This is a genomic window from Halomonas sp. LC1, from assembly GCF_030247125.1.
In the GTDB taxonomy this organism is placed as follows: Bacteria; Pseudomonadota; Gammaproteobacteria; order Pseudomonadales; family Halomonadaceae; genus Vreelandella.
Map to the genome: position 1 here is coordinate 232,371 of NZ_JASSPG010000008.1, position 12,246 is coordinate 244,616.

General features: G+C 58.6%; 10 protein-coding genes and 2 tRNA genes. 11 read left to right on the forward strand and 1 reads right to left on the reverse strand.

Annotation, left to right across the window (positions count from 1 at the left end; translation table 11 throughout):
• Positions 1–83: 83 nt before the first annotated feature.
• Positions 84–410, reverse strand: coding sequence for a ribosome assembly RNA-binding protein YhbY (yhbY, locus tag QIT27_RS14585; RefSeq protein ID WP_062360548.1), 327 nt, complete (start codon positions 408–410; stop codon positions 84–86).
• Between the two features lie 114 nt (positions 411–524).
• Between yhbY and rlmE the strand changes: the two genes are divergently transcribed.
• The 11 genes from rlmE to infB all read left to right on the forward strand — a co-directional run bounded on the left by rlmE (position 525) and on the right by infB (position 12,240).
• Positions 525–1,172 (forward strand): 23S rRNA (uridine(2552)-2'-O)-methyltransferase RlmE, encoded by a 648-nt coding sequence (gene rlmE / locus QIT27_RS14590; protein ID WP_159340793.1) that lies wholly within the window; start codon positions 525–527, stop codon positions 1,170–1,172.
• A 214-nt stretch (positions 1,173–1,386) separates the two neighbouring features.
• Positions 1,387–3,384 (forward strand): ATP-dependent zinc metalloprotease FtsH, encoded by a 1,998-nt coding sequence (gene ftsH / locus QIT27_RS14595; RefSeq protein WP_159340794.1) that lies wholly within the window; start codon positions 1,387–1,389, stop codon positions 3,382–3,384.
• A 103-nt stretch (positions 3,385–3,487) separates the two neighbouring features.
• A complete protein-coding gene (gene folP, locus QIT27_RS14600; protein WP_285264219.1) occupies positions 3,488–4,399 on the forward strand; it encodes a dihydropteroate synthase in 912 nt (303 codons plus the stop codon).
• A 2-nt stretch (positions 4,400–4,401) separates the two neighbouring features.
• Positions 4,402–5,751, forward strand: a complete 1,350-nt coding sequence (glmM, locus tag QIT27_RS14605) for a phosphoglucosamine mutase (protein ID WP_285264220.1) — start codon at positions 4,402–4,404, stop codon at positions 5,749–5,751.
• Positions 5,752–5,879: 128 nt separating this feature from the next.
• Positions 5,880–6,629, forward strand: coding sequence for a triose-phosphate isomerase (tpiA, locus tag QIT27_RS14610; RefSeq protein WP_159340797.1), 750 nt, complete (start codon positions 5,880–5,882; stop codon positions 6,627–6,629).
• A gap of 4 nt (positions 6,630–6,633) precedes the next feature.
• Positions 6,634–6,993, forward strand: coding sequence for a preprotein translocase subunit SecG (gene secG, locus QIT27_RS14615; RefSeq protein ID WP_159340798.1), 360 nt, complete (start codon positions 6,634–6,636; stop codon positions 6,991–6,993).
• Between the two features lie 34 nt (positions 6,994–7,027).
• Positions 7,028–7,114: transfer RNA gene (locus QIT27_RS14620), tRNA-Leu, on the forward strand.
• A 135-nt stretch (positions 7,115–7,249) separates the two neighbouring features.
• Positions 7,250–7,326, forward strand: a tRNA-Met gene (locus QIT27_RS14625).
• Between the two features lie 299 nt (positions 7,327–7,625).
• On the forward strand, positions 7,626–8,087 hold the full coding sequence (rimP, locus tag QIT27_RS14630; RefSeq protein ID WP_044629473.1) for a ribosome maturation factor RimP: 462 nt from the start codon (positions 7,626–7,628) through the stop codon (positions 8,085–8,087).
• A gap of 70 nt (positions 8,088–8,157) precedes the next feature.
• Positions 8,158–9,672, forward strand: a complete 1,515-nt coding sequence (nusA, locus tag QIT27_RS14635) for a transcription termination factor NusA (protein WP_159340799.1) — start codon at positions 8,158–8,160, stop codon at positions 9,670–9,672.
• A gap of 27 nt (positions 9,673–9,699) precedes the next feature.
• Positions 9,700–12,240, forward strand: a complete 2,541-nt coding sequence (infB, locus tag QIT27_RS14640) for a translation initiation factor IF-2 (protein WP_159340800.1) — start codon at positions 9,700–9,702, stop codon at positions 12,238–12,240.
• Positions 12,241–12,246: the final 6 nt, after the last annotated feature.

The window sequence follows — 12,246 nt, forward strand, 5'->3', positions numbered from 1 at the left end:
ATAAAAAGGCCCGATGCAGGTAGCTGCTTCGGGCCTTTTAGCTTAGCGGCGCTTGGCGCCGTGTCAGCATAGTGCTGTGCGCGTTAGTGCCGCCCGTGATGGTTCTCGAAGCGGGTAACGTTGGAGAGCTTGGGGTTAGCCTTTGGGTTGCGGCGATAAAGCAGCGCCATTTTGCCAATGGTCTGCACCAGCTCGGCGTTGCTGTCAGCCAGCAGCTCGTTGATCATCGCAGCGCGGTCATCCCGTTCGGGTAGGGCGAGCTTTACTTTGATTAGCTCGTGATCATTGAGCGCGCGGCTGAGTTCTGCGAGCAGATTTTCGGAGACGCCGTTCTCAGAAACGGTGACCACGGGGTTCAAATGGTGGCCAATGCTACGAAATGCTTTCTTTTGTGCCTGTGACAAGCTCATGGTATCTTGCGGTATCCCGGTTAGCGCTTAACGTTCCATCTTACGGTGAAATGCCGCTAAGTGAAAGCAATCACGTGAACGCGCCCATCTCTTATTCCAGTGTCAGATTCCCACATGCAGCAAAAGCCCCCAAGCCGTAAACATTCAGTGAGCAAAACCAGCAACAACTGGAAGAAAGAACACTTCGACGACCAGTATGTGAAGCAGAGCTGGCAGGATGGCTACCGCTCTCGGGCGAGCTACAAGCTGCTAGAGTTGGACGAGAAAGATAAGCTGTTTCGCAACGGGATGACGGTCATCGACCTCGGCGCTGCCCCAGGTGGGTGGAGCCAAATCGCTGCCGAAAAAGTCGGCCCGGAAGGGGTCGTCATTGCGTCGGACATCTTGGAAATGGACGCTCTGGCCGGTGTGGACTTCATTCAGGGCGATTTCACCGAAGAGAGCGTGCTCAATGCGATTCTTGAACGTTTGGGAAATCGTCCGGTAGACCTTGTTATGTCGGACATGGCCCCCAATATGAGTGGTATGGCAGCCATCGATCAGCCCCAGGCCATGTATCTCGTCGAGCTGGCATTGGAACTGGCCCGGGAAACGCTTTCACCCAAAGGTCGGTTTTTGGTCAAGGTCTTTCAAGGCGAAGGGTTCGATGCGTATCTAAAAGAACTGCGCGGCAGTTTCGACCGTGTGGTCACTCGTAAGCCAGACGCCTCGCGTGCGCGCTCTCGGGAAGTCTACTTTTTAGCGGAGGGCTTTCGCGGTTAACCAGGGCTGGCAAGGCGCTGGCGCAATAGCAAAGATTTATCACCGCGATTGCCAGACAGGCAAGCGCAAGGTGTGTCACATTAGGCACAATGGACGAGCGTGACACAGATGGCCCAACGCCCAATGGGCTTTGGCAATGGTTGAACGTTAAGCTCTAGTGTAAGGTCAGAGTATTAGCGGTTAACTGACGGATTCTTGTAATGAGGGTAGCCCCTTGAACGATATGGCGAAGAACCTGATTCTGTGGTTGGTCATCGCGGCCGTTCTACTGACAGTGTTCAATAATTTCAGTACGGAAAGCGCACCGCAGACCACGAACTACTCCCAGTTCGTGCAACAGGTGCAAAATCAGCAGGTACGTAGCGTCACCATCGATGGCTACACCATCACCGGTGAGCGCACGGATGGTTCGCAGTTCCAGACCATTCGCCCAGCAGCGGAAGACCCCAAGCTGATGGACGACCTGCTCAGCAATAACGTCACCGTGGTCGGTAAGGAGCCAGAGCAGCAGAGCATCTGGACACGTCTGCTGATCGCCAGCTTCCCGATTCTGCTGATTCTGGCCATCTTCATGTTCTTCATGCGCCAAATGCAAGGCGGCGCTGGGGGCGGTAAAGGCGGCCCGATGAGCTTTGGCAAGTCCAAAGCGAAGCTGCTCTCTCAGGACCAGATCAAAACCACCTTTGCCGACGTGGCAGGCTGTGACGAAGCGAAGGAAGAGGTCGAAGAGCTGGTCGACTTCCTGCGTGACCCGACCAAGTTTCAGCGCCTGGGTGGAACGATTCCCCGTGGCGTGCTGATGGTGGGCCCGCCCGGTACCGGTAAGACACTGCTTGCCAAGTCCATCGCGGGCGAAGCCAAAGTGCCGTTTTTCTCGATTTCTGGTTCCGACTTCGTCGAGATGTTCGTCGGTGTGGGCGCGTCTCGCGTTCGCGATATGTTCGAACAGGCCAAGAAGCAGGCGCCCTGCATCATCTTCATCGATGAGATCGATGCCGTTGGCCGTTCGCGCGGTACCGGCATGGGGGGCGGCAACGATGAGCGTGAGCAAACGCTGAACCAGCTGCTGGTGGAAATGGACGGCTTTGAAGCCAACGAAGGCATCATCGTCATCGCCGCCACCAACCGTCCGGACGTTCTCGACCCGGCGCTGCTGCGCCCCGGTCGTTTCGACCGTCAGGTCACCGTTGGTCTGCCAGACATTCGAGGCCGCGAGCACATTCTGGGCGTTCACCTGCGCAAGGTGCCGCTGGCCGATGACGTCAAGCCGCAGCTCATCGCACGCGGTACGCCTGGCTTCTCGGGGGCCGATCTCGCAAACCTGGTGAACGAAGCTGCTCTGTTTGCCGCACGCCGTAACAAGCGTTTGGTGGGCATGGATGAGCTTGAGCTTGCCAAGGACAAGATCATGATGGGCGCAGAGCGCAAATCCATGGTCATGACCGACAAAGAGAAGCTCAATACGGCTTATCACGAAGCGGGCCATGCGATCATCGGTTTGGTCATGCCCGAGCACGACCCGGTCTACAAGGTGACGATCATTCCCCGTGGCCGCGCGCTCGGTGTGACGATGTTCCTACCCGAAGAAGATCGCTACAGCCTGTCGCGTCAGCAAATCATTAGCCAAATCTGCTCGCTGTTTGGTGGTCGTATCGCCGAAGAGATGACATTGGGTGCCAACGGTGTCACGACCGGTGCTTCCAACGATATCAAGCGGGCGACCGAATTGGCCCATAACATGGTCGCCAAGTGGGGGCTCTCGGATGAGATGGGTCCGATCATGTACGACGAGGACGAGTCTCACCAGTTCCTCGGCGGCCCAGGCCAAGGTGGCGGCAAGCTGAAGTCGGGCGAAACCACGACGCGGCTCGATAAAGAAGTGCGCAAGATCATCGATGAGTGCTACGAGCAGGCGCGTCAAATCCTGCATGACAACCGCGATAAGCTGGATGCCATGGCAGAAGCGCTGATGAAGTTCGAAACCATCGATGCCAACCAGTTGAAGGATATCATGGAAGGTCGTGATCCTCGTCCGCCGGAAGGTTGGAACGACGGTGACTCCTCCGGTGGCGGCATGCGTGTCAGCGATGACAAGCCCGACACCAAGGCAGACGATCAAGCGTCGAACGCATCGAGCGACGATGGCGAAGAGGATGACGACGAGCCTCGTCGTCGGCCCTCCGATCCACTGGGCGGCCCTGCCGGCCCCTAGGCCATGCCGGTCGCGCAGCCAAAGGCGTCCCCAATGGGGGCGCCTTTTTGTTATGCTGTGAGGCAGTGACAGTTACGTTTCATTTTTGATTTTAGGCGGCAGCATGACTCCGAACGTTGACCCTTCATCGCCTTCACGCCAAGCAGAGAGTGCGTTGCAGCTGCGCTGTGGGCGCCATACGCTTGATCTTTCATTCCCGCGCGTCATGGGAATTTTGAACGTCACGCCGGATTCGTTCTCCGATGGCGGTCAGCATGTCGCGCTGGACGATGCGCTGCGCCACGCCGAGCGTATGCTGGCCGAAGGGGCGGCGATGATCGACGTGGGCGGCGAATCGACCCGTCCCGGGGCAACGCCGGTTTCCGAGCAGCAGGAGCTGGATCGGGTCGCGCCGGTGGTCGAGGCGCTGGTGCGGGAACTCGATGCGTTGGTCTCGGTGGATACCAGTAGCGCCACGGTGATTCGTGAAGCCAGTGCCTTGGGCGCAGGCATGATCAACGATGTGCGGGCCCTAGAGCGCGAGGGTGCTCTGGCCGCCGCCGCCAGCAGCGGCTTGCCCGTATGTTTAATGCATCGTCAGGGTGAGCCCCAGAGCATGCAGCAAGCGCCGAGCTACCGCGACCCCGTCGAGCGTGAAGTGGCCGCCTACCTTGCCGACCGCATCGCTGCCTGCGAAGCCGTCGGCCTGCGCCGTCAGCGCTTGCTGATCGACCCAGGGTTTGGCTTTGGTAAAACCGTCGAGCACAACCTGCGGCTGCTGAAGTATATGGACTCGCTGAGGGCGCTGGAACTTCCCATTCTGGTTGGCATGTCACGCAAAAGCATGATCGGTAAAGTGCTGGGGCGTCCTGTGGAAGAGCGGCTAGCCGGTGGCTTGGCGCTGGCGGCCATGGCGGTGGAGCGTGGGGCGAGCATCTTAAGGGTGCATGATGTAGGGCCAACGGTGGATGCCGTGAACATGGCGTGGGCGGTGCTGCAGGAAGGCTGTGAGCCGCCCGTGGATAAGGAATTTTGATAATGACAAGACGCTATTTTGGTACCGACGGCATTCGCGGTACCGTGGGGCAAGCGCCCATTACGGCCGACTTCATGCTCAAACTGGGCTGGGCGGCCGGGCAGGTGTTGCGCCGTGAAAAGGGGCGTACTCGCGTGTTGATCGGTAAGGATACGCGGATTTCCGGTTATATGTTCGAATCTGCGTTGGAAGCCGGTCTGTCGGCGGCCGGGGTCGATGTGTCGCTGCTCGGGCCAATGCCCACGCCGGGCATCGCCTACCTGACGCGCACTTTCCGTGCCGACGCCGGTATCGTGATTTCGGCGTCGCACAATCCGTTTGACGATAACGGCATCAAGTTTTTCTCTGCGGAAGGCAAGAAATTGCCAGACGAAGTGGAAGACCGCATCGAGACGATGCTGGAAGCGCCGCTCAGCACTGCCGATGCGGCGCAGTTGGGTAAGGCGACGCGCATCGATGACGCCGCTGGTCGCTATATCGAATTCTGCAAATCGACGCTGCCGGACCGGCTGAGCCTGCACGGGCTGAAAGTGGTATTGGATTGCGCTCATGGGGCCACTTACCATATCGCCCCCAGCGTGTTTCGCGAGTTAGGCGCGGAGGTGAGCGTGATCGGTGCTGCGCCGGACGGCTTGAATATCAACCATCAAGTTGGCTCGACGCACCCGGCGGCGCTACGCGCGGCGGTCATCCAGCAAGGCGCCGATTTGGGGGTCGCCTTCGATGGTGACGGCGACCGCGTGCTGCTCGTCGATGCCGATGGCCGCGAAGTCGACGGCGACGATATTCTCTACTTGATTGCTCGCGACCGCCACGAGCGCGGGCTGCTGGACGGCGGCGTGGTCGGCACGCTGATGAGCAATTTCGGCCTTGCCATGGCGCTGGATCGGCTCGGCATACCTTTCCAGCGTGCCAAGGTAGGTGACCGCTTCGTCATGGAAATGATGGCCGCCAACGGATGGGAGCTGGGCGGCGAAGCCTCTGGGCACATCGTTTGCGGTCACGTGCAGACCACAGGCGACGGCGTTGTATCGGCGCTACAGGTGTTGGCGCTGATGGTGCGCGAGCAGAAACCGTTGCCCGCCCTGTTGAAAGGGCTCGAAAAAGTGCCGCAATCGCTGGTCAATGTGCGCCTGCCCGCAGGATCGAATGCCAGCGACGTGATGATGGCCCAGCCGCTTCTCGACGCCGTGGCCGCCTTGGAAGCGGAGCTGGGTGATCAGGGGCGGGTGCTGCTGCGGCCATCGGGCACCGAGCCTTTGATTCGTGTCATGGTCGAAGGGCGCGCACATCTTGACGTTGATCGCTTGGCCCATAAATTGGCGGGCCAAGTCGAGACGCTGCTTGGCTAACGATTTCGAAAAGTGGGAGCCGCTTTAGTGCGAAAAGCGCGCTATGCCTGCGATTGGCCGTGCAACAGCGGTTGTCTTGACAAGGCGGCTCCTATACCATTTCGCTCCACCTTGAGTGAGGATTCTCCATGCGTACGCCATTGATTGCCGGCAATTGGAAAATGAACGGTTCCAAGGCGCTCATCGATGCGTTTGGCCAAGCCTTTGCGTCAGCGGCGCTGCCCACGTCCATCGACGTGGTCGTGATTCCGCCGTTTCCCTATTTAGACGCTGCGCGTCAGGCGTTTAGCGGCACGCCGTTGCAGTTAGGGGCGCAAACGCTCAACCCCCACCCCGCCGGTGCGCATACCGGCGAAGTGAGCGGCGGTATGCTTAAAGAGGTTGGCGCGGCTTACGTACTGGTGGGACACTCGGAGCGTCGGCAGCTCTACCGTGAAAGCGATGAGCAGGTGTGTGACCGTCTATTGGCGGCGCTGGACGCCGGGCTTACGCCGATTTTGTGTGTGGGCGAAACGCTGGAAGAGCGCGATGCGGGCCACACGATGGACGTTGTGCTGGGCCAAGTAGGCTATATCATGGATCGCCTATCGCCTGCACAGCGCTTGCAGGTCGTCATTGCCTACGAGCCTGTTTGGGCCATCGGTACTGGTCGCACGGCGACGCCAGCGCAAGCGCAAGAGGTCATGGCAGGCATTCGTGCCTATCAGGCAGGGTTTGATGCGTCGCTTGCTGAGCAGCTGACACTGCTTTACGGCGGTAGCATGAACGCAAGTAACGCGGCTGAGCTGCTGGCTCAGCCGGACATCGACGGCGGTTTGGTGGGCGGTGCCTCGCTCAAAACCGACGATTTCTACGCCATTTGTCAGTCAGCAGGATAACTCCATGCAAGTTGCAATTCTTATGGTTCACGTGGTGATTGCGGTCGCCTTGGTTGTACTCATCCTGCTTCAGCAGGGTAAAGGTGCCGAAGCAGGCGCGGCCTTTGGTGGCGGTGCATCGCAAACGGTCTTTGGTTCACGGGGTAGCGGTAACTTTCTTTCCCGCACGACCGGCATTTTGGCCGCAGGCTTTTTCGTGACATCGATGGCGCTGGCGTACTTTGCCACTCAGGCAGGCCAAGCACCGGAAGCCGGTATTCCCGATGCGCGAATGATCGAGCAGCAGCAAAACGTTCCAACGCTTGACGACTCTCCTGCAAGTATGGATAATACCGCGCCAGTGCTAGAGGAAAGCAGCGAGTAACATCTTGATGTCGCTTTCTTTAGCCTCCCCTGATGCCGAAGTGGTGGAATTGGTAGACACGCTATCTTGAGGGGGTAGTGACCTTACGGTCGTGCGGGTTCAAGTCCCGCCTTCGGCACCATCTGATTCGCTGGTTTACCAGCTTCCCAGAATGTCAGGATTGGCACCTGAGACGTAAGACGCATTTGAAACAAGTGCTCGGAATGAGTTCTTGACGTAACCTCTTCAAGTGTCTATTATCGTCGATCTAGATTGATGCGGGGTGGAGCAGTCTGGTAGCTCGTCGGGCTCATAACCCGAAGGTCATCGGTTCAAATCCGGTCCCCGCTACCATTTAGTTAGTAACATGGATATGTCTACAAGTGATCAAGATGGTACTTGGTAAGACAGCGAAAAGTTCGCGACATGTTGCTAGAATGGTACTACAGGTTTCTTTCGAAAAGCCCCTTCCTGTGAAGGGGCTTTTTGTTAGTAGCTTTTTGTAAATAGCTTTTTGCGAGCCAAGAGTGTCTCACGAGCGGATGTTGTCCGAATAGCCAGAGACACATTCCCAGGTAATGCCAATCAGCCACCTAGCTTTTCTTATGACTCCTGGCCAGGTGCCTGATGCAACGGCTATAGGAGCTTTGTCTGTGGCCACAAAACACGCTGCGCTTCACGCGCTGATCGAACCTGTCGTTGCCGCCATGGGCTTCGAGCTATGGGGTATCGACCATATTTCCCAGGGCAAGCATTCGCGGCTGGTGATTTACATCGAGCGCGAGAGCGGTGTCAGCGTGGAAGACTGCGCTGATATTAGCCGTCAAGTCAGTGCCGTGATGGATGTGGAAGACCCGATTCCCGGCGAGTATCGCTTGGAAGTCTCGTCGCCCGGCATGGCACGCCCCCTCTACTCCCTGGATCACTTTATCCGCTATCAGGGCCATCAGGTGGCTCTGAAGCTGCGCGTCGCGTTTGATGGGCGTCGCAAATACCAAGGGCTCCTCGCAGGTGTCGAGGGTGATGAAGTGCTGCTGCAACTGGAAGGCGAAGAGTACTGCTTTCCTATCGAAAGCATCGATTCTGCGCACGTTGTCCCGCAGTTCGACGAATAATACGGGTCGCGGCTTCCGGCAGGCGCCGGGATGATGCACAAAAGGACAGGTTTTCTGGCGAGGCAAACGCATGAGTAAAGAAATTTTAATGGTCGTGGACGCGATCTCTAATGAAAAAGGCGTCCCCCGCGATGTCATCTTCGAAGCGGTAGAAGCCGCGCTGGCCAGCGCGTCGCGCAAGCGTTTTGAGCATGAAGAGGCCAATGTGCGCGTGCATATCGATCGCCGCACGGGCGACTACGATACGTTCCGCTACTGGACCGTGGTCGAAGATGACGAATTCGAAACGCCAGACTACGAAATCAAAGAGAGCATCGCCGAGCAGCGCGATCCGCCGCTGAAACTGGGCGACGTGGTCGAGCAAAAGATCGAAAACGCCGTGTTTGGGCGCATTGCTGCGCAAACCGCCAAGCAGGTGATCGTGCAGAAGGTGCGTGAAGCCGAGCGCGCCGAAGTCGTGCGTCAATACGCCGATCGTGAAGGCGAGCTGGTGGCGGGTATCGTCAAGAAGACTACCCGTGACGGTCTGATCATCGACCTAGGTGAGAACGCCGAAGCGTTTTTGCCGCGCAACGAGATGATTCACGGCGAGCGCTACCGGATGAACGAGCGCGTACGTGCACTGCTGGTCAAAGTCGATCCGGATGCTCGCGGTGCTCAACTGCAGCTTTCGCGTACCTGTCCTGAGTTCATCATCGAACTGTTCAAGATCGAAGTGCCGGAAATCGCCGAGCAGCTGATCGAAATCAAGGGTGCCGCTCGCGATCCGGGGTCACGGGCGAAGATCGCCGTGAAAACCAATGATCGTCGCATCGACCCCGTCGGTGCCTGTGTCGGTATGCGCGGTTCTCGCGTTCAGGCGGTCTCTTCTGAATTGCAAAACGAGCGCGTAGACATCGTCCTGTGGGACGACAATCCCGCACAGCTGGTGATCAACGCCATGGCACCGGCCGATGTGGCGTCTATCCTAGTGGACGAAGACGCGCATGCCATGGACGTCGCAGTGGCTCAGGACAACCTGGCACAGGCGATTGGCCGTAGCGGCCAGAACGTACGTTTGGCGTCTGAGTTGACCGGCTGGCGGATCAACGTCATGACCGAAGACGAAGCCGAGTCCAAGCGCGAGCAGGAAATCGACAGCTTAGTGGATTCGTTCGTCCAGCACCTGGGTGTCGATGAAGACGTCGCTCGATTGCTGGTGGAAGAAGGGTTCACCACCCTGGAAGAAGTTGCCTACGTGCCGCTGGAAGAGATGCTCGAAATCGAAGAGTTCGACGAAGAGCTGGTAGAAGAGCTGCGTGCACGTGCGAAAGACGAGCTGCTGACGATGGCCATTGCCTCGGAAGAAGCGCTAGACGGTGCCCAGCCAGCGGACGACCTGCTGGAAATGGACGGCATGGAGCGCCACCTGGCCTTCATCCTGGCTAGCCGCGGCATTGTCACAATGGAAGATCTCGCCGAGCAGTCTGTCGACGATCTGGTCGATATCGAGGAGTTGGACGAAGCGCGCGCAGCGGCACTGATCATGACTGCCCGTGCGCCCTGGTTTGAAGTCGATGACGCATCGGACTCAAACACACAGTAAACAGGTCACGGGCTGAGGAGGGTCACTATGTCAGATATGACAGTTAAAGATTTTGCAGTAAAGGTGGGCCGCGATGTGCCCCGCCTCTTGGAACAGATGAAAGAAGCCGGTTTGAAACACCGTTCAGAAAGCGACGCCGTCTCTGAAGACGACAAGCAGACGCTGCTGAGCTTTTTGAAGAAAAGCCACGGCGGCGGCGACAGCGAGCCGAGCAAGAATCGCATTACGCTGACCCGTAAAACCCGCAGCCGTATCAAGACCGGCGAGCGTGGTAAAACGATCGAAGTGCAGGTACGTAAGAAGAAAACGTACGTCAAGCGTGAGGAGGAAGAGAAGCCGAAAGCGCCTGAGCCCAAGCACTCTGGTCCGCGTCAGCTAGTGGGCGACATGGCAGAAGCGGAAGCCGAGCGTAAAGCACGCGATGCCCGCGCCGCGGAAGAAAAAGCCGCAGCGGCCAAAGCCAAGGCTGCCGAAGATGCCGCGCGTAAAGAAGCGGAAGAGCAGGCTAAAGCCAAAGCCGCTGAAGTGCCGGATATCGAAGTGCCCGAGCTGGAAATCGACGATACGCCAGCGGCCGATGACCTGCCGCCTGCACCGCCGAAAGAGGGTCGTACCGACCGTCGTACCGCACCGCCCAAAAAGGCGGCTGCGAAGAAGAAAGGTCGTGACGACGATGACGATCGCGGCGATCGCGAAGAGCGTAAGCGTGGCGGCGGCAAGAAAGTGAAGCGTGCCGAGCGCCGTGGCGGACGCCGCGGTGGCGCAAGCCAAAGCGGCAACGGCAAGCACGGCTTCCAGAAGCCGACTCAGCCGATCGTGCGTGAAGTCTCGATTCCTGAGTCCATCAGCGTTGCTGAGCTGGCCGACAAGATGTCGATCAAGGCCAACGAAGTCATCAAAGCCATGTTCACCATGGGCGCGGCGGTGACCATCAACCAGACCATCGATCAGGATACCGCCGCGATCGTGGTGGAAGAGATGGGCCACAAGGTCAAACTGGTGAAGGATGACGCGCTGGAAACGGAAATGCTGGAAGGCATCTCCTACGAAGGCGAAGAGATCACCCGCTCACCGGTCGTCACCGTCATGGGTCACGTCGACCACGGTAAGACCTCGCTGCTGGACTACATCCGTCGTGCAAAAGTCGCCACTGGCGAAGCGGGCGGTATTACCCAGCACATCGGTGCCTACCATGTGGAAGATGACCACGGTGGCGTGACCTTCCTGGATACCCCGGGTCACGCGGCGTTTACCGCCATGCGTGCTCGCGGTGCGAAAGCCACCGACGTGGTCATCCTGGTGGTGGCGGCCGACGACGGCGTGATGCCGCAAACCATCGAAGCCGTCGAGCACTCGAAAGCCGCTGGCGTACCGATGGTCGTGGCCGTGAACAAGATCGATAAGCCCCAGGCCGATCCCGATCGTGTCAAAAACGAGCTGTCTCAGCACGGCGTCATCTCGGAAGAGTGGGGCGGTGATACACAGTTTGTTCACGTCTCTGCGAAGAGCGGTGAAGGCATCGAAGACCTGCTGGAAGCGATTCAGCTCGTGTCCGAGGTTCTCGAACTCAAAGCCGTGCCGTCTGCGCCGGGTAAAGGGGTCGTCGTCGAGTCGCGCCTGGACAAAGGTCGCGGTCCGGTCGCTACCGTGCTGGTACAAAACGGTACGCTAAAGAAGGGCGACATCGTCCTGGCGGGCCTGCACTACGGCCGCGTTCGTGCGCTGACCAACGAGCTGGGCAAGCAAGTCGATACCGCAGGCCCCGCCATGCCGGTCGAGATCCAGGGCCTGGATGGTACGCCGGATGCCGGTGACGACTTCATGGTCGTGGCCGACGAGAAGAAGGCCCGCGAAGTAGCTAACTTCCGTCAGGGTAAATACCGCGAAGTGCGTCTGGCACGTCAGCAGAAGGCCAAGCTGGAGAACATGTTCAGCCAGATGGGCCAAGACGAAGTGGCCAAGGTCAACATCGTCCTCAAAGCCGACGTACAGGGCTCGCTGGAAGCGATCAAAGGCGCCTTGGAAGAGCTCTCCACCGAAGAAGTACAGGTGGCCGTGGTCTCCTCTGGTGTGGGGGGTATCACCGGTACCGACGCCAACTTAGCGCTGGCCTCGGAAGCCATCGTGGTGGGCTTCAACGTCCGTGCCGATGCCGCTGCTCGTGAGATCATCGAGCGTGAAGGTCTGGATCTGCGCTACTACAGCGTCATCTACCACCTGATCGACGAAGTCAAACAGGCGATGAGCGGTATGCTCGCCCCCGAGTGGAAAGAAGAGATCGTGGGTGTGGCCGAAGTACGCGACGTGTTCCGCGCGCCGAAGATCGGTGCGGTGGCTGGCTGTATGGTCGTCGAAGGCACCGTGTCGCGCAGCAAGCGTATCCGCGTTCTGCGTGACAACGTGGTCATCTACGAAGGTGAGCTCGAATCGCTGCGCCGCTTCAAAGACGACGTTCAAGAAGTGCGTAACGGTATGGAGTGTGGCATCGGCGTGAAGAACTACAACGATGTCCAGGTCGGTGACAAGATCGAAGTCTTTGACCAAGTGAAGGTCGAGCGCAGCCTGTAAGGCCGC

Bases quoted from the DNA above. Each gene is read 5' to 3' on its own strand.
- yhbY (WP_062360548.1), bottom strand. From the start codon at position 410: ATGAGCTTGTCACAGGCACAAAAGAAAGCATTTCGTAGCATTGGCCAC.
- rlmE (WP_159340793.1), top strand. From the start codon at position 525: ATGCAGCAAAAGCCCCCAAGCCGTAAACATTCAGTGAGCAAAACCAGC.
- folP (WP_285264219.1), top strand. From the start codon at position 3,488: ATGACTCCGAACGTTGACCCTTCATCGCCTTCACGCCAAGCAGAGAGT.
- glmM (WP_285264220.1), top strand. From the start codon at position 4,402: ATGACAAGACGCTATTTTGGTACCGACGGCATTCGCGGTACCGTGGGG.
- tpiA (WP_159340797.1), top strand. From the start codon at position 5,880: ATGCGTACGCCATTGATTGCCGGCAATTGGAAAATGAACGGTTCCAAG.
- secG (WP_159340798.1), top strand. From the start codon at position 6,634: ATGCAAGTTGCAATTCTTATGGTTCACGTGGTGATTGCGGTCGCCTTG.
- nusA (WP_159340799.1), top strand. From the start codon at position 8,158: ATGAGTAAAGAAATTTTAATGGTCGTGGACGCGATCTCTAATGAAAAA.
- infB (WP_159340800.1), top strand. From the start codon at position 9,700: ATGTCAGATATGACAGTTAAAGATTTTGCAGTAAAGGTGGGCCGCGAT.